We start from the raw sequence: 23,652 nt of genomic DNA, 5'->3' as shown, positions 1-23,652 counted from the left end.
CCACGCCGCGTGCGCCCGGTGAACCCTCGTCCGCGCCGCGTCCCTGTGGCGAAACGCCGCCGGGGCCGCGCCCGAGCGGTGAGCCGTCGCCCGGACCGCACCCCCGGCGTGAACAACCGTTCGACGCCGCTCCCGCGGTGGGCAGCCACCCGCCGACTCCCCCTTCCACGTACCGAACGCCAACTCCCGTTCCCCTGAAAGGAGAACGCATGACGACCCTCGCCCCCTCCCTCTCCGAGAGCGCCCGTGCCGAGATACATCGGCTCCTCCACGGGTCCTGCGACCCCGCCGCCCTGTCCGCTCTCCACGCGCTCCGCAAGGCCCTCGCGGACGGTGATCCCGGGCCGGTCCACGGCCCCGGCCGGGGCGCCGCCCTGCTGCGCCGACTGCGGTCGCTGGCCGACGCGTTGCCGCGCGGGGCCGGGATCCTCGACGACCCGGCCCGGCTCGCCGCCGTCCACGCCTCCGCCGCCGTCGTCGACCCCTCCCTCTGCCTGGCGGGGCTGGTCCACCATCTGCTCTGCCTGGGCTCCCTCACCGAACTCTCGGACGACTGGAAGGGGTTGGAGCCGCAGCTGTCGGCCCTGCGGGAAGGACGGGCCAAGGGCGTCTACCTGATCACCGAGGTGGGGCAGGCCAACAGCCATCTCGACACCGGGACCCGCGCCGACTTCGACCCGGCCGACGGCTCGTTCGTGCTGCACACCCCCGGGCCGGGCACCGCCAAGTTCGGCAGCGCCGGTACGCGGGGCGTCGAGCAGACGGGGGTGGTCCTGGCCAAGCTCTTCGTCGGCGGGACCGATCGCGGGGTCTTCGGCTTCATGGTCGACCTCACCGACGAGCAGGGGCCGCTCCCAGGCGTCGAGTTGTCAGCCCCGGTCGCGCTGGACGCCCTGCCGCTCGACTACGTGCAGGTACGGTTCCACCGCGTCCGAGTAGCGGCCGCCCACTGGCTCTCCGACGGGGCCCGGATCGACCGTCACCGCCATCACGGACCGGACGAAGACGGTCACGGTGGCGGCGGGGCGGTGGCGTTCCATGACCCCGCCGGGTCCCCGGAGCAGCGTCTCCAGCGCACCCTGCGCGTGGGCCAGGGGCTGTGGGCGGCCATGCCCGCCATCGCCGCCGCCACCTCCCGCCGCACCGCCGTCCAGGCCGTCCACTACGCCCGGGCGCGGCGTACGCGGAGCCGACTCGCCCCCGGGGTGCCGCTGCTCGCTTACCGGAGCCAGCAGACCGCGGTCCTCGGTGCGCTGGCCGACGCCTTCGCCCTGACGTGCGCCGCGGACGGCGCCCTGGCCGTACGGACCGGGGCCCAGGGCGGTGCGTCCCCCCGGCCGGACGACGAGGAGGCCATGGGGTTCACCCCGTGGGCGGCCGTCAGCCAACCCCTGGCCGCCTACAAGGCCGTGACCGTACGGACCGCCGCCCGCCTCACCGCCGAGTGCCAGCACCGGTGCGGCTTCACCGGCCAGTTGACCGCCCACCGCCTCGGCGGGTACCGGGACTTCCACCATGCCTTCGACACGGCCGGCGGCGACAGCCAGCTGATCTTCTACGACATAGGCCGCTCCCTGGTCGAGAACGGGCCCGGCCCGGAGCGCGAACTGCGGGAGCCGGAGCCGCGGGAGCCCCTGGAGCCCACTTCCCCCTACTGGTGGCCCGCCCTCCTCCGGCGCCATCGGGCTTCTCTCGTGGCAGAGTTGCGCCGACTCGGCGCTGCCGACGCGTCCCGGGACCCCTTCGAGCGGTGGAACCCGCTGCTGGAACGGGCCGGGCTGCTGGGCGAGGCGCACGCCACCCTGCTCATGGCCGATGACGTCGTCCGCGTACTGGAAGGGCTCCGCGATCCCGGTCTCGTACGGGCCCTGACTCCCCTGGCCGCCCTGCACGGTGTCCTCTCCGCCCGACGCTGGGCCGGTTCCCTGCTCTCCCTCGGGCCCCTGGAGGCGGCGGAGTTCGGGACGCTGTCCGCCGCCGTCGACCTGCTGTGCGATGCGGTGATGGAGCAACTACCGTTGCTGCTGCAGGTGTTCGGGGATCCGGAGGACCACCGTGCCCTCGACACCGCGCTCACCTGGACGCGCGGAGCCACCTCATGACCGCCGTCCGCCGCGTCGGCGTCCTCGGTCTGGGCACCCATCTGCCGGCCGGTGTCCGGAGCAACGAGGAGGTGGCCCGGGACGCCGGGGTGACCGCCCAGTGGATCGGGGAGCGTACCGGCGTCCTGACCCGGCATGTCGCCGGACCCGACGAGGCGGCCTCCGACCTCGCCGCCCACGCCGTCCGCTCGGCCGTCGAGGCGGCGCGGATCGACATCGCGGACGTCGGGCTGCTGGTCTGCGCCACCTCCACCCCCGACGAGCTGGGCCCCTCCACCGCCTGCCGCGTCCAGGCCCTCGTGGGCGCCCACCGGGCCGTCGCGCTGGATGTCGGCGCGGCCTGCTCGGGCTGGCTCTTCGCCGCCAAGGTCGCGTACGACTGGCTGCGCGGGTCCGGGCAGGACGGCTACGCGGTCGTCGTCGGCGTGGAGGCGTACTCCAAGTTCCTCGACCCCACCGACCGGGGTACCTCCGTCCTCTTCGCCGACGGGGCCGCCGCCACCGTCCTGGGACCGGTCGCCGCGCCGTACGGGTTCGCGGACTTCCGCCTGGGCTCCGACGGGACGCAGGCCGGGCTCGTCCTGATCCCCGGCGGCGGCAGCCGACTGCCCGCCGCCCCGGCCACGCTCGCCGCCGGGAGCCACCGCATCCACATGGACGGGCGGAGCGTCAGCCGGTTCATCGTCGACGTGCTGCCCCGGCTGATCACCGAGGCCCTGGACCGGGCCGGGCTCGGCGTGGAGGACATCGCGTGCTTCGTCTGCCACCAGCCCAATCCCGTACTGCTGCGGCGGCTCGGCGGCGAACTCGGCATCCCGCCGGAGCGGCTGGTCGTCGTCGGTGACGAGGTCGGCAACATCGGGGCCGCCAGCGCCGCCTACGCGCTCGCCGCCGCCGCTGCCCGGAACGGGCTGCGCCCCGGGGACCGGGTGCTGCTCACCGTCTTCGGCGCCGGGATGACCTGGGGGAGCGCGCTCCTCACCTGGAGCGGGGCCGATGCCCTGATGCCCATGGCGAAGACCGCCGACACGCCTGGCACGCCCGATCCACCCCACACGACCAGCCCGGCCGGAACGACCCGTAACTCCCCCGCCCCGGAAAGGAATCTGCCATGAACGCTCTCGACCTCTTCCGCCTGGACGGTGCCCGCGCCCTGGTCACCGGCGGCTCCCGAGGCATCGGCCGGGCCGTCGCCGAGGCCCTCGCCGACGCCGGATGCGACCTCGCGGTGACCGCCCGGGCCCTTCCCTCGCTGGACGCCACCGTACGGGCGGTGGCGGAGCGTGGCCGCAAGGCCGTGGCGCTCGACGGGGACCTCGCGGAGCCGGGGGTGGCGGCGACGCTCGTCGACCGGGCCGCCGCCGCGCTCGGCGGGCTCGACGTCGTCGTACACAACGCGGGGACCCTGCCCACCGCCGAGGACGGCAGCCCGCTGCTGGTGCCGCTCCACCACGCCGAGCAGCGGGACTGGGAGACCGTCGTCTCCGTCAACCTCAACGCCACGGCCGCCGTCTGCCGCGCCGCCCACCCGTATCTGGTGGAGTCGGAGCGGGCCAGCCTGGTGCTGATGTCGTCGGTCGCCGGGATCGTCGGCACCCCGATGATGGAGGCGTACGCGGCCACGAAGGCGGCCCAGTTGTCACTGGCGCGGAGTCTGGCGGTCGGATGGGCCCGGAGCGGGGTGCGGGTCAACGCGCTCTGCCCGGGGTGGACGCGTACGGACATGACCGCGTTCGCCAGTGAGGCGGGCGCCCTGTCGGACTGGCTCACCAGCCATGTGCCGCTGGGGCGTTGGGCCACAGTGGACGAGGTGGTCGGGGCGGCGCTCTTCCTCGCCTCCCCCGCCTCCTCGTTCGTCACCGGCCACGCGCTGGTCGTCGACGGCGGTCTCGCGGTACCGGACGGCGGTCTGGCCGGTCACCCGAAACCTCCCTCCCCCTTCGCGGCCACGGTCTGACCATGCGGACCCACGACGACACCCGCACCCCCACGTACCCCACCGCCGTCGTCTCCGGTGTCGGCTCCTGCCTGCCGCCGCACGTGGTCGACAACGACGCCGTCATCGCGCGCGGCGCCCTGCTCACCGACCCCGCCTGGATCCGGGCGCGTACCGGCATCGAGCGCCGCCGCCACGCCTCCCCGGGCACCAGCACGGGCGACCTGGCCGTCGGCGCGGGGCGGGCGGCGCTCGCCTCCGCCGGGGGCGCCCGACCGGACCTGGTCCTGCTCGCCACCTCCACCCCCGACCACCCGTGCCCGGCCACCGCCCCGGAGGTGGCCCGCCGGCTCGGGCTCGGAACGGTGGGCGCGTTCGACGTGTCGGCGGTCTGCTCGGGGTTCCTGTACGCCCTGGCCGTCGCGGCCGGGCTCGTACGCGGCGGAGCCTGCGCCGCACCCCTGGTCATCGCGGCCGAGACCTACACCGCCATCGTCGACCCCGCCGACCGGACCACCGCCCCGATCTTCGGCGACGGGGCCGGGGCGGTGCTCCTGCGGCCCGGCGGGCGGGACGAGCCCGGGGCCGTCCTCGCCACCGACCTCGGCTCGGACGGCAGCGGACGGGCCGCGATCACGGTCCCGGGCGGCGGCGCCCGACACCCGCGGCACCTGCCGCCGCCCGGCCCGGACGCGCACTTCTTCCACATGGAGGGCCGCGCCGTCTACGCCCACGCCGTACGGCGGATGACCCGGTCCTCCGAGGCCGCGCTGCGGCGGGCCGGCTGGGCGCCCGATTCCGTACGGGCGTTCATCGGCCACCAGGCCAACCAGCGGATCCTGGACTCGGTCGCGGACCGGCTGGGCATCGCGTCCGCCCACCGGTACGGCAACATCCGCGAGCTGGGCAACACCGCCGCCGCCTCCGTCCCCCTGGTCCTGGCCGACCCGGCCGTACACCGGGCGGTGGTGCCCGGCGAGCGCACCCTGCTCACCGCGTTCGGCGGCGGCTTCACCTGGGCCTCCACCGCCCTGACCTGGCCCGACGTCACGCCGCTGGCCGAGGAGCCGGACGCCGCCCCTACCGCTGCCTCGGCCCCTTCCCCCGCCTTCGTACCGTCATCACCCCTGTGAGGAGCCCCCGATGGACCACGTCTACACCCACCTCGTGACCCTGCTCGCCGACAAGTTCGAGGTCGCCGCCGATCTCATACGCCCCGACGCCACCCTCGGTGACCTGGAGCTGGACTCCCTCGCCGTGGTGGAGCTCTACGTCACCCTCCAGGAGGAGTGGGGCGTTCCGCTCGACGACTCCGAGGCCACCGCCGAGCTGACCGTGGACGAGGTGGCCCGCTCGGTGACGGCGCTCCTCGGCTCGGAGAAGACCGGTGGCGCGCCGTGAGCGACGATCTCGCCGTCACCGGCATCGGACTGGTGACCCCCGGCGGCACGGGCACCGAGGCGACCTGGGAGACGGTGTGCGCCGGGCGGGCGACCGCGCGCGTCGACCCCGTTCTGACGGAAGCGGGTGCGCCGGTGCGGCTCGCCTGCCGGGTGGCGCCTCCGGCGGAGGAAGGGGTACGGGGGCGGCTCTGGCGGTTCGACCCCGCCACCCGGTTCCTGCTCACCGCCGCCCGCGAGGCCCTGGCCTCCGCCGGACTGGAGCCGGGGCGGTGGGACCCCGGGCGGGTCGCGGTGGTCGTGGGCACGGCGGCGGGCGGTGTCGCCACGCTGGAGGCGCAGCACCGCAAGCTGCTCGTCTCCGGCCCCCGGGCGCTCTCCCCGATGACGCTCCCGGCCTTCCTCCCGAACATGGCCGCCGGGCAGCTCGCCCTCGAACTGGGCGCCACAGGCCCGGCGTTGCAGGCCTCCACGGCCTGCGCCTCGGGGGCGACGGCGATCATCACGGCCGCGCTGCTGTTACGGGCCGGGGTGTGCGACGTCGCCGTGGCGGGCGGGACGGATGCCATGGTCACGCCCCTGTGCGCCTCGGCGTTCGCCAAGCTCGGCGCACTGTCGCGGCGGGAGGACGGCCCGGGCGGGGCCTCGCGCCCGTTCGACCGGGACCGGGACGGGTTCGTGCTGGGCGAGGGGTGCGGGGTGCTCGTCCTGGAGCGCACCGCCCACGCCACCGCCCGTGCGGCCCGGCCCCTGGCGTTCCTGGCCGGGTCCGGGGCCACCGGCGACGCCCACCACGCCACCGCCCCGCACCCCGAGGGCGCCGGGCTGCGCGCGGCGACGGCTCTGGCGCTGGCCGGGGCGGGCCGTACGCCGGGCGAGGTCGACCACATCAACGCGCACGGCACCTCCACCGCGCTCAACGACGCGGTGGAGGCCACGGCGATCCGCGAGCTGTACGCGTCCGCCCCCGGCACGGGCAGCGGCGGCCCCGCCCGCGAAGGCCCCTCGGTCACCTCGGCCAAGGGGGTCCTCGGGCACACGATGGGCGCGGCCGGGGCGATCGAGGCGGCGCTCACCGTGCTGACCCTCGCGCGCGGGACCGTGCCGCCCACCGCCGGGTTCACGGCCCCGGACGCCACCACGGCGGGCATCGACCTCGTCCACGGGACCGCCCGGCCGCAGCGCGTGCGCCTCGCCCTCAGCCACTCGCTCGGCTTCGGCGGACACAACACGGTCCTGGCGTTCACGCCCGCCTGACGCGGCACCGGGGACGGCCACTCCTTCGCGCGCGTGTCGTTCCCGGGCCGCCCCCACCCCCTTGACCGAAAGTTACTTCCCCTATATCCGTATCATCTTGGAAGTTTCCTTCAGGCAAGGAAGGAGCTCACACGTGCCCCACCGCACCTCACGGCGCACCCTCCTCACCGTCACCGCCGCCGCCACGGTGGCCGCGGCCACCGGCGCCCTCACCGCCGCCGGACCCGCCTCCGCACACGCCGCACCCGGGCACCACCCCGCGTCCGGCCACCACGACGCCTCCACCGACCGTCGGCTGCGGCGGATCATCGCCGGGATGAGCCTGGAGGAGAAGGTCGGCCAGCTCTTCGTGATGCGGGTGTACGGGCACTCCGCCACCGACCCCGACCAGGCCGACATCGACGCCAACCTCCGCGAGATCGGGGTCCGCACCGCCGCCGAGCTGGTCTCCGCCTACCACGTCGGGGGGATCATCTACTTCACCTGGGCCCACAACACCCGCGACCCGCACCAGATCGCCGCCCTCTCCAACGGCATCCAGCGGGCCGCCCTGGCCGAGCGCCACCGCGTCCCGCTGCTCATCTCCACCGACCAGGAGCACGGCATCGTCTGCCGGGTCGGGGAGCCCGCGACGCTGCTGCCGGGCGCGATGGCGCTCGGCGCGGGCGGCTCGCGCTCCGACACCCGGCGGGCGGCCTGGATCGCCGGCACCGAGCTGGCCGCGCTCGGCATCAGGCAGAACTACGCGCCGGACGCCGACGTCAACGTCAACCCGGCCAACCCCGTCATCGGCGTACGCTCCTTCGGCTCCGACCCGCAGTCGGTGGCCGAGCTGGTCGCGGCGCAGGTGAAGGGCTACCAGAGCGCCGGGATCGCGGCCACCGCCAAGCACTTCCCCGGCCACGGCGACACCAGCACCGACAGCCACACCGGGCTGCCCGTCATCGAGCACACCCGGCAGGAGTGGGAGGAGCTGGACGCGCCGCCGTTCCGGGCGGCGGTCCGGGCCCGTATCGACTCGGTCATGACCGCCCACATCGTGGTCCCGGCGCTCGACCCGTCCGAGGACCCGGCCACCCTCTCCCGGCCGATCCTCACCGGTATCCTCCGCGAGGAGCTGGGCTACGACGGGGTGGTCGTCACGGACTCGCTCGGCATGGAGGGCGTGCGGACGAAGTACGGCGACGACCGCGTCCCGGTCCTGGCACTGCTGGCGGGCGTGGACCAGCTGCTCAACCCGCCGAACCTGTCCGTCGCGTGGCACGCGGTCCTGGAGGCGGTCGAGGACGGCGAGATCAGCGAGGCGCGGATCGACGAATCGATCCTGCGCATTCTGCGGCTCAAGTCGAGACTGGGCCTGTTCCGCGACCCGTTCGTCAGCGCCCGGGACGTCGACCGCAGGGTCGGCATCCGGCCGCACCTCGCCGACGCCGACCGGATCGCCGAGCGGACGACCACCCTGCTCGCCGACCCCGGCGCCCTGCTCCCGCTCTCCCGCCGCAGCCACCGGCGGCTGCTGGTGGTGGGCGCCGACCCGGCGTCGCCGTCCGGCACGACGGGCCCGCCGACCGCCACGCTGACGGAGGCCTTCTCCGAACTCGGCTTCTCCGCATCGGCGTTGTCCACCGGCACCGCCCCGAGCCCGGCGAGGACCGCCGAGGCCGTCGCCGCCGCGCGGGGGCGGGACGCGGTGATCGTCGCCACGTACAACATCACCGCGACCAGCGCCCAACTCGCCCTCGTCGACGCCCTGGTGGCGACCGGCGTCCCGGTGGTCGCCGTCGCGATCCGCAACCCGTACGACGCCGCGCACCTCACCGGTCGCGGGGTCGCCGCGGTCCTGGCGTCCTACTCCTGGACGGACGTCGAACTCCGCGCCGCCGCGCGGGTGATCGCGGGCAGCACCGTGCCGCGGGGCAGGCTCCCGGTCCCGGTGCAGCGGGCGGACGACCCGGCGCTGGTGCTGTACCCGGTGGGGCACGGACTGACGTACTGACCGCGGCGCTGACGCACCGGTGCCCGCCGACTCCGAAGAGCCGGCGGGCACCGGTGCGTCAGCCGACCGGCCCTACGGGCGCAGGACCTCCTCGCCGCGCTCGACCTCACCGTTCAGCCGGTCCAGCCGCGTGTCGAACTTCGCCAGCGGCTTCGCCTTCGCCGGATCCGCCTGGACGGCCGCGGGGGCGACCCCCGCCCACCGCTGGATGGCCGCGGTGGCCTTCGCCCGCTCGGCGTCGGGGAGTCCGGAGATCCGGGCACCGTGGTTGGCACCCGGCACGGTGTAGACGTAGCTGTCCTTGGCGCCGCGCCCGAGGCGGAAGGGCTCCGCGCCCCAGGGGTCGTTCTCCCCGTACACGTACAGCATCTGCCGGGCGTTGTTCCGGACCCAGCTGTCCACGTCCCGCATCGCTCCCCGGTCGAACTTCATGGGGATGGAGCGGGGGACGAAGTTGCGCGGGGGCTGGTAGCCGTAGCGGCTCAGGTCGCCGAGCCAGGGCTGCTTGATGTCCGGCGAACCGAGCTGGGTGCCCGCCTGGTAGTAGTACGGGGTGTACGCCTCCAACTCCTGGTCGGAGTAGAAGCCGAAGCCGGAGATCGCGTCGACGGCGTCCCAGATCTCCTCGTCGGTGGCGTTCTTGGCGTCAGGCAGGATCTCGGTGCAGTCGGCGAGCGAGCTGTACTGCCAGAACGCCCAGATGTAGTCCATGACGGCGGCCTCGTAGGCGCGGTCGAAGGAGCCGAGGGTGGTGTAGGTGAGGCCGTTGGCGGCCGCGTGCTCCTTGAACTTCTCCAGGAGCGGGGCCCGGCGGATCAGGCCCTCGCGCTGCACCGCCTGGAGCTTGTCGCGGCACTCCTTCGTGCCGACGTTGCGGAAGAACCGGTCGTACGCGGAGTCCTCGCGGTCGTCCACGTCGTTGGGCGCCACGTACGCGACGACGGCGTCCATGTCCTTGGGGTAGAACCGCTCGAAGTACGTGGCGGTCATCCCGCCCTTGGAGCCGCCGGTGGCCAGCCACTTCTGCGGGTAGATCTTCTTGAGGGCCGTGAACACCCGGTGCTGGTCGGTGGCCGCCTGCCAGATGTCCAGCTTGGACCAGTCGGCGGGCGCCGGGCGGGACGGGGTGAAGAAGCGGTACTCCAGGGAGACCTGGTTGCCGTCGACGATCTGCGTCGGCTCGCTGCGGCCGGGGTTGGTGGAGACGTGGTAGCCGCTGGTGGAGAAGACCGTCGGGCGGGCGGTGTCCTTGTGCAGCACGGTGATCCGCTGCTGGAACGTTCCCTTGGACGGGCGCCGGTGGTCCACCGGCTGGGTGTAGTTGAGGACGAAGTAGCGGTAGCCGAAGTACGGCTTCTCCTCGATCAGGCTCATTCCCGGGATCGCCAGGATGCGTTCCTTGATGTCCTTGCTCTGCGTGTCACCACCGCTTACGGCGGCGGTGCCGCTGCTCTTCGCGTCCGGTTCCGCGGCGGTGGCCGCACCGGCCGAGGCCCCCGCCGCCGTGACGGTGCCGACGAGCACCGCCAGCGAGAGAACCCCTGTGAGCGCCTTGCGCATACACCCTCCCCTTGATTCACAACAGTCGCGGTGAACCTAGCGAGGTCAACGCGCCTGGCGCCAGACCCGGTTGGGCGTGTCCTGCTTCCTCACACGTTTCCCCCGCGGTGCGCTCAGCACAGGATCCAGCCGGTGGACGCCGACTTCCCGGCGACCGCTCCGGTGGCCCGGACGCAGCGGTTGAGGGCGTTCACCGTCACCGGGCCGGCCATCGTGGTGAACGAACCGCTGTCCTTGACCACATGTCCGCCGCGCGGCTGGAGCGTGACGCTCATCGCCTGCTTCCTGCCCGGCGCCTTGGCCACGGCGACCGCGCACGCATGGGTGCGGCTCTTGTAGACGCGCAGCTCCCCCGTCGCGAACGCGACGGTCTTCGCGGGGCGGCCGGAGCAGCCGGGGGCGGCCTGGGCGGCGGTGGCCGGGGTGCCGAGGAGGAGCACGAGGCCGGACAGCAACGGCAAGGCGAGCAGGCGTGCCGCTACCGCTCCGGGCCGGGGCCGCCGCCACTGCCCGGATCTGACCGCCCTGTCGAACACTTCCGCCCCCACCTGACATCTGTACGCACCGGTGCGTCTCTGCCTACGACGCAGCGGAGCCCCGGAGGGTTGCACGGGGCGCGCCGGGGTCCGGTCCCGGCCGCGGACGCCCGCTCGGGACCGCAGCGCCTGACGGGGATGTCCACGCCTGGTTCGGACGTCGGCCGATGCCGCATCCGTCCGCGGGTCGTCGTCCGGTTCAGACGTCGGCCGTCTCGTCCTCGCCCATGTCCTGCCCTGTGAAGGTGCGCCACAGCCGGGCGTACCGCCCGTCCAGGGCCAGCAGCTCGTCGTGTGTGCCGTCCTCGGCGACGCGCCCCTGGTCCATCACGACGACCCGGTCGGCGCGGGCGGCGGTGGTCAGGCGGTGGGCCACGACCAGGGTGGTGCGGCGGCCGGCGAGCCGGTCGGTGGCCTGGTTGACCAGGGCCTCCGTGGCAAGGTCCAGGGCGGCGGTGGCCTCGTCGAGGAGCAGGATGTCGGGGTCGACCAGCTCGGCGCGGGCCAGTGCGATGAGCTGGCGCTGCCCGGCGGAGAGGTTGCGGCCCCGCTCGGCGACCTCGTGGAGGTAGCCGCCCTCCAGGGTGGCGATCATCTCGTGGGCGCCGACCGCGCGGGCGGCGGCCTCCACCCGGGCGTCGGTGGCGTCGGGGAGCCCGTAGGCGATGGCGTCGCGGACCGTGCCCGCGAAGAGGTACGCCTCCTGGGGGACGACTCCGAGGCGGTGGCGGTAGGCGGTCATGTCGAGCCGGCGCAGGTCGGTGCCGTCGGCGGTGACGCGCCCGCCCGTGGGGTCGTAGAACCGGGCGACCAGCTTGACCAGGGTGGACTTGCCCGCGCCGGTCTCGCCGACGAAGGCGACGGTCTGCCCGGCCGGGATGCGGAGGTCGATGCCGGTGAGGGCCTCCTCGTCGCCCCCGTACGCGAAGGAGACGTTCTCGAAGGCGATCTCGCCGCGCAGGGAGGGCACGTCGAGCGGTTCGTCCGGGTCGGCGGTGGAGGTGGGCTCGCGCAGCAGCTCCTGGATGCGGCCGAGGGAGACGGTGGCCTGCTGGTAGCCGTCGAAGACCTGCGAGAGCTGCTGGACGGGGGCGAAGAACAGCTCGATGTAGAGGAGGTAGGCGACCAGGGCGCCGGTGGTCAGGGTGCCGGCCTCGATCCGGCCCGCGCCGACGATGATGACGGCCGCGGCGGCGATCGAGGCGAGGAGCTGGACGAAGGGGAAGTACACCGAGATCAGCCACTGGCCGCGGACCCGCGCCCGGCGGTAGCCGTCACTGCGCTCGGCGTACCGTGCCGCGCCGTCGCGCTCCCGGCCGAAGGCCTGGACGATACGGAGGCCGGAGACGGACTCCTGGAGGTCGGCGTTGACCCCGCTGATGCGCTCACGGGCCAGTTCGTACGCCTTGACGCTGCTGCGGCGGAAGAAGAACGTCCCGACGATCAGGACGGGCAGGGTGGCCAGGACGACCAGGGCGAGCTGGATGTCCAGGACGAGCAGGGCGACCATGATGCCGAAGAAGGTGACGACGGAGACGGACGCGGTGACCAGGCCGGTCTGGAGGAACGTGGAGAGCGCGTCCACGTCCGTGGTCATCCGGGTCATGATCCGGCCGGTCAGCTCGCGCTCGTAGTAGTCGAGGCCGAGCCGCTGGAGCTGGGCGAAGATCTTGAGGCGGAGCGAGTAGAGGACCCGCTCACCGGTCCGGCCGGTCACCCGGATCGCCCCGGCCTGGGCCGCCCACTGCACGAGCACGACGGCCAGGGCGATCACGGAGGCCGCCCACACCGCGCCCATCGCCACCCGGTTGACGCCCTCGTCGATGCCGTACCGGATGAGGACCGGCAGCAGCAGGCCCGTCCCGGCGTCGACGGCGACCAGCCCGAGGGCCAGGAGGAGGGCCCCGCCGAAGCCGCGCAGCAGTCGGCGCAGCCCGTAGGAGTCCTCCGGGCGCACGGCCCGGGCCTCGTCGACCTGCGGAGTGTCCGTGGCGGGCGGCAGGGCCTCGACCTGGGCGAGCAGCTCGGGGGTGGCGGGCATCTGGGCGACCGAGGCGTCCCGCTCCTCCTCCTTGCGGATCCAGAGCTGGGGCGTGACCCCGCGCTCGGCGTCGAACTCGGCGTCCAGCTCCTGCTGGAGGGCCCGGTCACCGTCCGGGTCGGTCTCGCCGCGCGGGGGCCGGTGGCCCGGGGACGTACCGCCCAGCTCGTCGGGGTCCGTGAGGAGGCGGCGGTAGAGGGCGGAGGTGCGCTCCAGCTCCTCGTGGGTGCCGAGGGCGGCGAGCTTCCCGCCGTCCAGGACGGCGATGCGGTCGGCGAGCTGGAGGGTGGAGCGCCGGTGGGCGATCAGGAGGGTGGTGCGGCCCTCCATCACCTGCTTCAGCGCCTCGTGGATCTCGTGCTCCACACGGGCGTCGACGGCGGAGGTGGCGTCGTCCAGGAGGAGGAGCCGGGGGTCGGTGAGGACCGCGCGGGCGAGGGCGACGCGCTGGCGCTGGCCGCCGGAGAGGGTGAGGCCGTGTTCACCGACGGTGGTGTCGTAGCCGTCGGGCAGCTCGGTGATGAACCCGTGGGCCTGGGCGGCGCGGGCGGCCTGCTCGATCTGCTCCTGGGTCGCGCCGGGGAGGCCGTAGGCGATGTTGGCGCGGACGGTGTCGGAGAAGAGGAAGCTGTCCTCGGGGACGAGCCCGATGGCGGCGCGCAGGGAGGCCTGGGTCAGCTCGCGGACGTCGTGGCCGCCGATGAGGACGGCGCCGTGGGAGACGTCGTAGAAGCGCGGCAGCAGGAGCGAGACGGTGGACTTGCCGCTGCCGGAGGCGCCGACGACGGCGACGGTCTCGCCGGGTTCGACGGTGAGCGAGAACCCGTCGAGGACGGGCCGTTCCTCGTCGTACCCGAACCGTACGTCGTCGAACTCGATCCCGGCCGGGGCGTCGGCCGGGAGCTCCTTCGTGCCGTCCCGCATGGACGGCTCGGTGTCGATCAGCTCCAGGACGCGCTCCACACCGGCGCGGGCCTGCTGGCCGACGGTGAGGACCATGGCGAGCATCCGGACCGGGCCGACGAGCTGGGCGAGGTAGGTGGAGAAGGCGACGAAGGTGCCGAGGGTGATCTCGCCCCTGGTGGCCAGCCAGCCGCCGAGGGCGAGCATGGCGACCTGGCCGAGCGCGGGGACGGCCTGGAGGGCGGGGGTGTAGCGGGCGTTGAGCCGGACGGTGCGCAGCCGCCCGGCGAAGAGCCGCCTGCTGACCTCGCGGAGCTTCCCGGTCTCCTGGTCCTCCTGGCCGAACCCCTTGACGACCCGGACCCCGGAGACGGCCCCGTCGACGACTCCGGCGACGGCGGCGGCCTGGCCCTGGGCGTACCAGGTGGCGGGGAAGAGACGGGTCCTGGAGCGGCGGGCGATGAACCAGAGGGCGGGGGCGACGGCGAGGGCGACCAGGGTGAGCGGCAGCGAGAGCCACGCCATGATCACCAGGGAGATCAGGAAGAGCAGGACGTTCCCGATGGTCATCGGGAGCATGAACAGCAGCCCCTGGATCAGCTGGAGGTCGCTGGTGGCCCGGCCGACGACCTGCCCGGTGGACAGCTCGTCCTGACGCTTCCCGTCCAGCCGGGTGATGGTCGCGTACATGTCCGTCCGCAGGTCGTGCTGGACGTCCAGGGCGAGTCGGCCGCCGTAGTAGCGGCGGATGTAGGTGGCGATGTAGACGAGGACGGCGGCGCCGACGAGGAGGCCGGTCCAGAGCAGGAGCGAGCGGGTGCGGTCGGTGACGACGTCGTCGATGATCACCTTGGTGATCAGCGGGACGAGGGCCATGACGGCCATCCCGGCGAGCGAGGAGCCGAGCGCGAGCACGACGTTGCGCCGGTACCGCCATGCGTACCCGGTCAGCCGCCGGCCCCACCCCTGTCCCTCTGCGCCCGCCACGCGTTGCCTCCCGTTCCGCTGATCCATCTGTTCCGCCTGATCTTCCGGAAGGCACCAACGCGGTGGCGGGCGGATTTCATCCCTCCGCGAGGGATCGGGCCCCTGCGGAGGCATCGGCGCATGACAGACGCGTCGGCGTCTTACAGATGCGTCGGCTCGAACATCCGCAGCAGGGCCGGAAGCACCACGACGGACGGTCCCGGGGCCGCGAGGGCCTGGGTGAGGTCGGCGGCGAGGGAGTCCGGGGTGGTGCGGACGGCCGGGACGCCGAAGGACTCCGCGAGGGCGACGAAGTCCGGGCGGGACAGTTCGGTGGCATCGGCGGCCGAGGCCGGCCCGTAGGCGTCCGTCATGTACTCGCGCAGGATGCCGTAGCCCCCGTCGTCCACGATCAGCCAGGTCAGCGGCGCGTCGTACTGACGGGCGGTGGCCAGCTCCGCGATGGAGTACATCGCCCCGCCGTCCCCGGAGACCGCGAGCACCGGGGTCGTGGGGTCGGCGGCGGCAGCCCCGACGGCCGCCGGGAAGGCGTAGCCGAGGCCGCCCGCGCCCTGGGCGGAGTGCATGGTGTTGGGGCGCCGGGCGTCGAAGGCGGACCAGGCCCAGTAGGACAGGATCGTCATGTCCCAGAAGCTGGGCGACCCGTCCGGCAGCGCCTGGCGGACGGCGGCCAGGACCTGCTGCTCCAGGGCCAGTTCCTGGGCGTCGATCCGGACCCGTACCTTCTCCAGCACCGTACGGACGCGCTCCGCCGCCCCGGGGTCCTTCCGCCGTTCGACCGTCTCCAGCAGGTCGGACAGGGCCTCGCGGGCGTCGGAGTGGATGCCGAGCGCGGGGTGGTTGGACTCCAGCTTCCCGGCGTCCGCCTCGATCTGGATGACCCGGCCGCGCGGGCGGAAGGTGTGGTAGTTCGAGGAGAGTTCGCCGAGCCCCGAGCCGACGACGAGCAGGACGTCCGCGTCCTCCAGGAAGTCGGTGGTGTGCCGGTCCTCCAGCCAGGAGCGCAGCGAGAGCGGGTGCTCCCAGGGGAAAGCGCCCTTGCCGCCGAAGGTGGTGACGACGGGGGCGTCGATCCTCTCCGCCAGCGCGCGCAGCTTGCCGGAGGCGTCGGAGCGTACGACTCCGCCGCCCGCGATGATCACCGGGCGTTCGGCGTTGGACAGCAGGTGCGCGGCGGCGACCGTCAGCTCGGGGCGCGGGTACAGCTCGCGCGGGGTGGCGTCCATGGCGCTGACGACCGGCAGGGTCGTCTCCGCCAGCAGCACGTCCTGCGGGATCTCCACCCAGACCGGCCCGTGCGGGGCGGTCAGCGCGGACTCCCAGGCGGCGGCGATCGCGGACGGGATCTGCGAGGCGGCCCGCACGGTGTGCACGGACTTCACGATGTCCCGGACGGAGGCCTGCTGGTCGCGCAGCTCGTGGAGATAGCCGTGGCGCCCGCCGCCGAGCCCCGCCGTGGGGACCTGGCTGGCGATCGCGAGGACGGGCGCGGAGGCGGCGGCCGCCTCCTGGAGCGCGGCGAGCGAGGTGAGCGCGCCGGGCCCGGTGGAGAGGAGGAGCGGGGCGACCTCGCCGGTGATCCGGCCGTAGGCGTCGGCGGCGAACCCGGCGTTGTTCTCGACGCGGAGCCCGACGTACCGCAGCGACGAGCGGCGCAGCGCGTCGAACATGCCGAGCGCGTGCTGTCCGGGCAGCCCGAAGACGGTGGTCGCGCCGAGCCCCTGGAGGGACTCGACGACGAGGTCACCGCCGGTGCGGCCGGGCGGCGGGGTCAGTACGGCGGCGGCCTGGGCGGCGGTGAGCCGCGGCCGGTCGTCGTGGTCGTGGCTCACGCGGCGTTCCCGGCTCCGGTGGCGTCCTTCGCCGCCGCGATCTGGCGGGACATGATCGTCGTCAGCTCGTACGCGGTGTGGGAGGCGGCCACGGAGGTGATCTCGGCGTGGTCGTACGCGGGCGCCACCTCGACCAGGTCGGCGGAGACCAGGTGGCAGGAGGCGAGCCCGCGCAGGATCTCCAGCAGCTCACGGGAGGTGATGCCGCCGGCCTCGGGGGTTCCGGTGCCGGGGGCGTGCGCCGGGTCCAGGACGTCGATGTCGATGGAGATGTAGAGCGGCCGGTCCCCGATGCGCTGGCGCAGCTGGTCGGCGATCTCGTCGACGCCGCGCCGCATGACGTCGGCGGAGGTGACGATGCCGAAGCCCATCTTCTCGTCGTCGGTCAGGTCCTGCTTGCCGTAGAGCGGGCCGCGGGTGCCGACGTGGGAGAGGGCGGAGGTGTCGAGGATGCCCTCCTCGACGGCCCGGCGGAAGGGGGTGCCGTGGGTGTACTCGGCACCGAAGTAGGTGTCCCAGGTGTCCAGGTGGGCGTCGAAGTGGAGCAGGGCGACGGGCCCGTGCTTCTTGGCGACGGAGCGCAGGAGGGGCAGGGCGATGGTGTGGTCGCCGCCGAGGGTCATCAGACGGGCGCCCGTGGAGAGCAGGTCGTCGGCGGCGGCCTCGACGGTCTCCACGGCCTCGTTGATGTTGAAGGGGTTGGCCGCGATGTCCCCGGCGTCCGCGACCTGCGCGAGGGCGAACGGGGAGGCGTCCTGGGCCGGGTTGTACGGGCGCAGCAGCCGGGAGGCCTCACGGATGGCGTTGCCGCCGAAGCGGGCGCCGGGCCGGTAGGAGACCCCGCTGTCGAAGGGCACGCCGACGACGGCGACGTCGGTGCGCCCGACCTCGTCGAGCCGGGGCAGCCGGGCGAACGTCGCGGGCCCGGCGTACCGCGGGATGCGGGAGGAGTCGACGGGGCCGCGCGGCGCTTCGTTGCTGCTCATGGGGGTGTGCCTTTCCTTCGGGTTCGTACGGTGTCCAGTGTGCGGGGTGCGGGCAGACACGGGTGCGAGGAAGACGGTAGGTGGCCCGGAGGCGGGGCAGAAGTGTACGTTTCCTCCACCAGCATCGCCCTGAATGGACGAATCATCCATGCCATCGCCCTCCGAGGCCGCCCCGGGACCGCCCACGCCCCCCGTCCCGCTCTCCGCCCTGCTCGCCCGCGAGGAGCTGGGCCTGCGCCGGATCGCGGGCCCGCCCGACGCCGACCTGCTCTGGGTGCACACATCGGAGATGGCCGACCCCTACCCGTATCTCCTCGGCGGTGAGCTGCTGCTGAGCGCCGGGGTGCTGCTCGCGGACCCGGACCGCTATGTGGCGCGGCTGGTGGAGGCGGGGGCGGCGGCGCTGGGGTTCGGCGTGCGGCCGGTGCACGAGAGCGTCCCGGAGGCGCTGGTCGAGGCGTGCGACCGGCACGGCCTGCCGCTGCTGGAGGTGCCGCCGAAGACCCCGTTCACGACGATCGCACGGGCGGTGTGGCGGCTGATGGCCGAGGCCCGCCACCGGGAGCTGCGCCGGGTGACCCGTGCCCAGCAGGCCCTGGCGACGGCGGCGGCCCGCCCCGACCCCGTACCGGCGGTCCTCCACCAGCTCGCCGCCCACCTGGAGGGCCGGGCGGCCCTGCTGACGGCGGGCGGCGAGGAGCTGCACGCGGCGGGCCGCCGCCCGTCCCCGGAGGCAGCCGCGGCCCTGACCCGCCTGGCCGGACTGGTCACCCGCGACCGCCCGGGCGCCCCCGCCTCGGCCACGGACACGGCGGGCGAGGCCCATCTGTCGGCGTACGCGCTGGGCGGCGAGGCCTCTCCCGCCTCCTTTCAGGGCCAGGGCCAGGCCCTCGCCCTGGCCCTGGCGACCCGTCGGCGGGAACCGGGCGACCACACGGTGGCCGGGATCGCGGTGGTCCTGCTCTCCCTCCTGGCCGCCCCGCACCAGGGCGCGGACGCGGCGGACCGCTCGGCAGCGCTCGTACGGCTGCTGCTGGGCGCCTCCCCCGCCGAGGTGGCCCCCCTGCTGGGCCCGGACGGCCCCTGGACGGTGGTCCACGCCCGCCGTACGGACGGCACGCGGGCGGACGCCCTGACGGCGGGGGCGCTCGGGGCGTCGCTGGGCTCGACCCTGGTGGACGCGGGGCACGGGGAGGGCGACGCGGTACGGGTCCTGCTCCAGGAGCCCCACGCCCCCGCCCCGCGACCGGGCTGGACCCTGGGCGCCTCCGCCCCCGCCCCGCTTTCCGCCCTCACCACCGCCGACCTCCGGGCGGCCCGTGCCCTGGCCCACGCGCAGGCGACCCGCGCCCCCCTGGCGACGGAGTCCCCCGCCACCGGCCTGGCCGCCCTGATCCCACCCGACCGGGCGGCCGCCCACGCCCGCGCCCTCCTCGCCCCGCTCACCCCGCCCCTGGCCGACACTCTGCGCTGCTGGCTCTCCCTGCACGGCAGTTGGGACCGTACTGCGGTGGCCCTGGCCGTACACCGCAACACCGTCCGACAACGTGTCGGACGGTGTGCGGAGTTGCTGGGGATGGACCTCGACGACATGGACGTGCGGACGGAGTTGTGGCTGGCGCTGCGCCTGGAAGAGCCGACCGGTCCGTGACGGCGGAGTGTGTCAGCAGGTCGGGGACGAGGAGATCCTGATGCCCGTCAACTTGGTGTGGCCCCGTGAGACCCCGGAGGACTCACCCGGCTTGACGCAGCGGGTGTACCCGTCGCTGTAGCGGATGCGGGCGCCGTCGTCCTTGCGCGAGTTGTAGATCCGTGAGGCGTACGCGCTGGCTCCGACCGTCTGGTACTGGCTGGTGATGTCCCGGAACTGGCCGGTCTTCTTCCCCTTGGTGTCGTAGAAGCAGACGTACGGGTACGGGCAGTCGCCGGGCACCGCGGCCTCGGCGGCGGACGCCGCGGAGGTGACGAGCCCCGCGGCCATGATCAGGGCTCCGGCGACGGCCGCGCAGGTGCGGGCGAGAGGGACTGCGGGCATGGCTTCTTTCCTCGACTGTTCGGTGTGACAGGGGGGTTGGATGGTCGGATTCGGGAGGTGGGGGGCCACGGGCCGCGTTCAGGCACCCGTAGTGCGCGTGTCCGCTCTGCGGACCGCCACCGTGGCCGAGCGGGGGCGGCCGGAGCGGTGGTGGTCGGGCCAGTTGCTCACCTCGCGCGGGCTGTTCGCGTCCGGGGTGCCCCAGCGGGTGGTGCGCTCGCCGGGGTGCTGGATGTTGACGAGGAGCGTCCGGGCGTCGGGGGTGGTGGTCACGCCGGTGACCTCGGCGCCTCGGGGGGCGGTGAGGAAGCGGCGTACCTCACCGGTCGTAGGGTCGGCGGCCAGTAGTGCGTTGTTCCCGGCCGCCCGGTGGAGGGGCGCGGGGCCGCCCAGGTCGCGGCCGGAGATCCCGGTGGAGATCCACAGCGTGCCGTCGGCGGAGAACCAGAGGCCCTTGGGGGCGGCGAAGGTCCCGTCGGCCGGGCGGTCCGGGTCGTCGGCGGCCAGGAACTCCTCCCAGCGGAAGGCGGGTTGCCGGGTGCGGCGGCCGGCCGGTTGCTCGCGCCAGCGGATGATGCGGCCGTACGGGTCGGTGCGGCACACCCCCTGGGCGGCGGCGGTCGGCGCATCGCCGCTGGTGCACGTCGAGCCGCCGGGGCTGTTGGCCAGTGCCAGGTAGGCCTGGCCGTCCCTCGGGTTCACGGCGACGCGTTCGGGCCGGGCCAGCGGGGTGGCGCCCAGGGCGTCGGCGGCCAGCCGGGCCCGGAGGAGGACGTCGGCCTGGTCGCGCCAGCCCTTGTCGCGGGTGAGCGGGCCGTGGCCGTGGCTCAGCGGGAGCCAGCGGCCGGTCCCGTCGGCGTCGAACCGGGCCGCGTACAGCGTCCCGTGGTCCAGTGGGCTTCGGCCCCTCGCCCGCAGCTCCCGCCAGTCACCCGCGCTGACGTACTTGTACAGGTACTCGGCGTCCTCCGCGTCCGCGCTGTAGACGACGAGGCGTCCGGCCGCCTCGGTCACGGTGGCGCCGCCGTGGGCGAACCGGCCGAGCGCGGTCCGCTTGACCGGGGGCGCCGAGGGGTCCCGGGGGTCCAGCTCCACGATCCAGCCGAACTGCTCGGGGCTCGCCTGGGCGGAGGCCAGGTCGAAGCGCTCGTCCGCCCGGTGCCAGGGGTGTCCGTGGCCGCCGGCGGACAGCCCGTACCGTACGTGGGCCTCACCGCGCCGCCACTCCGGGTCGTCGGTCCCGAAGACGGCGTTGGCGTTCTCCTCGGCCACCAGACAGGTACCCCAGGGGGTGAGGCCCTGACCGCTCGGTGCCAGCACCCCGCGCGCCCGGCCCGTCGCGGGTCCCGGCGCCGGGACCGGGCCGGAGAACCGTACGGGCGAATCGGCGGTGATCCTGCGGTTGTTCGCGGAGTCCACGACCTCCCAGATGCCGTCGACCTCCCGCATCTCCAGCACGGTGAGGCCCTGTGCGGCCATGGCCTTACGGGCGTCGCCCCCCAGCAGGGCCGGGTCCGTGCTCTCGTGGCTGATCACCAGGAGCCCGCGCGGCTCGCCCTCCGGCCCGTCGTCGAGCGGGAGGAACTGGACTCCGTGGTGGTGGCTGCCGATCTGGTTCGCCTGGTCAGCGGCCGGCGCGCTCGCGTCCGCCCGCCAGGCGGGCCCGGTCGGGTGGACGGGGTCGCCCCAGGGGGCGAGGACATCGGCCCGGAAGCCGGTCGGTACGGCGACGGTGTCCGCCTCGCTCGCCGCGACCGCCGTGAACTGCGCGAGACCCCGGCGGGCCGCCGCCCCGCTCGGCGGCGGCGGGGACCCGGCGGACGGGGCCGTGGTGGCGGGGGCGAGCGCGGCTGCCGCCGACGTGCCCAGGGCGAGCAGTCCGGCGGCGGCGAGTGCGCCACCGGCGACCACGCCCCGTCTGGAGGGGCCGGCCGTCGGGTGGGTGGTGGTCTGCGTGTCCTCGCGCATCAGAACCTCCCCTGGTTCAGCGCGGTCTGGAGCGCCTTGGTGGTGGTCGCACCCCAGGCGCCGTCGATCGTGAGCTTGGTGCCGGTCATCAGCATCAGGTGGCGTTGCAGGGCCTTCACCGTGTTCGGGCCGATGTCCCCGTCCACGGTCAGTCCGGCGTCGGACCAGGTGTTGAGGTGGCGTTGGAGCGCGCGCTTGGACGCGGCGCCCCAGACGCCGTCGGCGGTGACGCCGATGGCCCGCTGGGTGGAGGCGATCGTCCGGGGGCCGAAGTCGCCGTCCACGGTCAGGTTCGGGCCGTCGGAGAAGCGGGTGAACGCGGTCTCGGTGTCCGGGCCCCAGAGGCCGTCCGCCGTGACGCCCACCCGGGCCTGGAGCCACTTGACCCCGGTCTCGGTCTGCGGGCCGAAAAGCCCGTCCTCGGTCAACTTGGGGGTGTATCCCAGGCTGTTGACCGCCTTCTGCTGGCGCAGGACGGACCGGACCGTCGTCAGGCCGCCGTCGGACCAGGTGGCGCCGCCCTTGACGAGATCGCGGTAGGCGGCCTCCGTGGCGGGGCCCCACAGTCCGTCCGCCGGGACCCCGGCCCTGGTCTGGAGCCACTTCACACCGGACTCGGTCCGCGGGCCGAAGACGCCGTCGACATCCAGCTTCGGCGTGTGGCCCAGGTCGTTGACCGCCTTCTGCTGGGAGGCGATGGACCGGATCGAGCTCATGCCCTTGCCGGCGCCGCCGGTGCTGGTGTAGGCGCGGTAGGCGGCCTCCGTGTCCGGGCCCCAGATGCCGTCCGCGGTGACGCCGACCCTGGCCTGGAGCCACTTGATCCCGGCGACGGTCTTCGGGCCCGTGATGCCGTCGACGTCCAACGGCGGTGTGTAGCCGAGGCTGTTGACCGCCTTCTGCTGGGAGGCCACCGAGCGCACGCCACCGGTGTCCTTGCCGCCGTCCCCGTCCCCGATGTCCGACCAGCCGTCCACCGGCATCCCCGAACCCACCCAGGAGCGGAGGTCGTTGCCGGGGCAGGAGGTGGAGCCCAGCGCACTGTGGTAGGTCTTGGAGAGCGTCCGGCCGAAGACGGCGTTCGCCTTCTCGTAGAGGCTGCGGATCGAGACCTTGGCCGCCTTGGTGGCGTCACCGTCCAGGCCGATGAAGCAGACGGCGATGTGCGACCGGTTGTAACCGGAGGTGTGGGCGCCCTCGCTGTGCCAGCCGCGGCCCTCGTAGATGCGGCCGGCGGTGTCCACCAGGAAGTTGTAGCCGATGTCCGACCAGCCGTTGGAGTCCATGTGGTAGTTCTGGATCTGCCGCACGGTCTGCGAGGCCGGACCGGCCGAGTAGTGCACCACGAATCCCCGGCGCTCCGACGCGGGCACCTTGACGACCGACTTCGGGGCCCGTGCTCCCCAGGCGCCCCGGGAGATGATGTTCAGGGCGGCGGCCTCCGCGCCCTGCTTGGCGGGCGGTTCGGGGTCGATGGACGAGCCGGCCTTCGCGTACGGGAGCAGGTTCGCCCCGGGGCACTCGGTGTCCCAGCCGCCTGCCCGGTGCGGGAGGAGTTCCCCTCCGGCCCGCCGCTCGCGCGGGAGTTCGTAGCGCAGGTGGTGGATGAGCTTCTTCATCGACGCGAGCATCGCGGACTGCGGCTTGTCGGGGACGCCCAGCATGCCCTGGACCGAGTAGAAGGCGGCGTTGCGGCCGAGTTCACGCCCGCCGCTCAGGGCGATGGGGGCGCCGCCGTTCGCCTCGCCCCGCTGGTAGCCCCGGCCTTCGTAGACCGTGCCGTGCGGGCAGACGAGGAAGTTGTACTTGACGTCGCCGGAGTCCGGGTAGTGGTCGGCGAACATGCTCGCGACCTTCTTGCGGCAGTCCGCCTCCGAGGCCGGGGAGAAGGAGGTGCGGCTGCCTATGTAGTGGACGAAGACCCCGCCCCGCCACGGCTCCCAGGTCAGGTCGGAGGGCTGCGGCGGTCCGCCGTAGGCGCGGATGTACCAGTCGTTGTCGCGGCCCTCCCACAGGCGCGTGGCCAACGGCATGTCGATGTGCGCGGCCCATACGGACCTCTTCTGGATGGTGACGGACGCCATGGCCCTTGGATCACCGCTCTCTCGGCTCT

16 protein-coding genes are annotated in these 23,652 nt (G+C 74.0%); 8 read left to right on the top strand and 8 right to left on the bottom strand.

Features of this window, described 5'->3' with window-relative positions; translation table 11 throughout:
* The first annotated feature begins 209 nt into the window (after positions 1-209).
* From AC0682_RS08145 to AC0682_RS08115, 7 genes are all read left to right on the top strand, one after another.
* A complete protein-coding gene (locus tag AC0682_RS08145) occupies positions 210-2,102 on the top strand; it encodes an acyl-CoA dehydrogenase family protein (RefSeq protein ID WP_478531627.1) in 1,893 nt (630 codons plus the stop codon).
* A complete protein-coding gene (locus AC0682_RS08140; RefSeq protein ID WP_478531626.1) occupies positions 2,099-3,217 on the top strand; it encodes a 3-oxoacyl-ACP synthase III family protein in 1,119 nt (372 codons plus the stop codon). Before AC0682_RS08145 ends, AC0682_RS08140 begins: the two co-directional genes overlap by 4 nt.
* Positions 3,214-4,059: an SDR family NAD(P)-dependent oxidoreductase gene (locus tag AC0682_RS08135; protein WP_478531625.1), complete on the top strand. Its 846-nt coding sequence runs from the start codon at positions 3,214-3,216 to the stop codon at positions 4,057-4,059. The genes AC0682_RS08140 and AC0682_RS08135 overlap by 4 nt, the downstream gene beginning before the upstream one ends.
* 2 nt (positions 4,060-4,061) lie before the next feature.
* On the top strand, positions 4,062-5,171 hold the full coding sequence (locus AC0682_RS08130) for a beta-ketoacyl-ACP synthase III (protein ID WP_478531624.1): 1,110 nt from the start codon (positions 4,062-4,064) through the stop codon (positions 5,169-5,171).
* 10 nt (positions 5,172-5,181) lie between these two features.
* The gene (locus AC0682_RS08125; protein WP_478531623.1) at positions 5,182-5,439 is read left to right on the top strand and encodes an acyl carrier protein; all 258 of its coding nucleotides are present in this window, start codon (positions 5,182-5,184) and stop codon (positions 5,437-5,439) included.
* Positions 5,436-6,695 carry a beta-ketoacyl-[acyl-carrier-protein] synthase family protein gene (locus tag AC0682_RS08120; RefSeq protein ID WP_478531622.1) on the top strand — a complete coding sequence of 420 codons (1,260 nt, stop codon included), beginning with the start codon at positions 5,436-5,438 and terminating at the stop codon, positions 6,693-6,695. The genes AC0682_RS08125 and AC0682_RS08120 overlap by 4 nt, the downstream gene beginning before the upstream one ends.
* A gap of 133 nt (positions 6,696-6,828) precedes the next feature.
* On the top strand, positions 6,829-8,691 hold the full coding sequence (locus tag AC0682_RS08115) for a glycoside hydrolase family 3 protein (protein ID WP_478531620.1): 1,863 nt from the start codon (positions 6,829-6,831) through the stop codon (positions 8,689-8,691).
* A gap of 72 nt (positions 8,692-8,763) precedes the next feature.
* Here AC0682_RS08115 and AC0682_RS08110 read toward each other — a convergent pair whose 3' ends face one another.
* The 5 genes from AC0682_RS08110 to speB all read right to left on the bottom strand — a co-directional run bounded on the left by AC0682_RS08110 (position 8,764) and on the right by speB (position 17,536).
* Positions 8,764-10,251, bottom strand: a complete 1,488-nt coding sequence (locus AC0682_RS08110) for a S28 family serine protease (protein ID WP_478531618.1) — start codon at positions 10,249-10,251, stop codon at positions 8,764-8,766.
* Positions 10,252-10,364: 113 nt separating this feature from the next.
* Positions 10,365-10,787, bottom strand: a complete 423-nt coding sequence (locus AC0682_RS08105; protein ID WP_478531752.1) for a hypothetical protein — start codon at positions 10,785-10,787, stop codon at positions 10,365-10,367.
* A 199-nt stretch (positions 10,788-10,986) separates the two neighbouring features.
* A complete protein-coding gene (locus AC0682_RS08100) occupies positions 10,987-14,745 on the bottom strand; it encodes an ABC transporter ATP-binding protein (RefSeq protein WP_478531617.1) in 3,759 nt (1,252 codons plus the stop codon).
* Positions 14,746-14,858: 113 nt separating this feature from the next.
* Positions 14,859-16,550, bottom strand: a complete 1,692-nt coding sequence (locus AC0682_RS08095) for a thiamine pyrophosphate-binding protein (RefSeq protein ID WP_478531616.1) — start codon at positions 16,548-16,550, stop codon at positions 14,859-14,861.
* Positions 16,547-17,536: an agmatinase gene (speB, locus tag AC0682_RS08090; RefSeq protein ID WP_478531615.1), complete on the bottom strand. Its 990-nt coding sequence runs from the start codon at positions 17,534-17,536 to the stop codon at positions 16,547-16,549. The genes AC0682_RS08095 and speB overlap by 4 nt, the downstream gene beginning before the upstream one ends.
* A gap of 133 nt (positions 17,537-17,669) precedes the next feature.
* Between speB and AC0682_RS08085 the strand changes: the two genes are divergently transcribed.
* Positions 17,670-19,187, top strand: coding sequence for a PucR family transcriptional regulator ligand-binding domain-containing protein (locus AC0682_RS08085; protein ID WP_478531614.1), 1,518 nt, complete (start codon positions 17,670-17,672; stop codon positions 19,185-19,187).
* A gap of 12 nt (positions 19,188-19,199) precedes the next feature.
* Here the strand turns inward: AC0682_RS08085 and AC0682_RS08080 are convergent, their stop codons facing one another.
* From AC0682_RS08080 to AC0682_RS08070, 3 genes are all read right to left on the bottom strand, one after another.
* Entirely contained in the window at positions 19,200-19,571 is a 372-nt protein-coding gene (locus tag AC0682_RS08080; protein WP_478531613.1) for a hypothetical protein, read from the bottom strand.
* 78 nt (positions 19,572-19,649) lie between these two features.
* The gene (locus AC0682_RS08075; protein WP_478531612.1) at positions 19,650-21,539 is read right to left on the bottom strand and encodes a PhoX family protein; all 1,890 of its coding nucleotides are present in this window, start codon (positions 21,537-21,539) and stop codon (positions 19,650-19,652) included.
* Positions 21,539-23,623 carry a peptidoglycan recognition protein family protein gene (locus AC0682_RS08070; RefSeq protein WP_478531611.1) on the bottom strand — a complete coding sequence of 695 codons (2,085 nt, stop codon included), beginning with the start codon at positions 23,621-23,623 and terminating at the stop codon, positions 21,539-21,541. The genes AC0682_RS08075 and AC0682_RS08070 overlap by 1 nt, the downstream gene beginning before the upstream one ends.
* Positions 23,624-23,652 lie beyond the last annotated feature (29 nt).

The sequence above is a fragment of the Streptomyces sp. NPDC043746 genome, from assembly GCF_056436485.1.
This window is presented reverse-complemented; position numbering and strand designations above follow the sequence as displayed.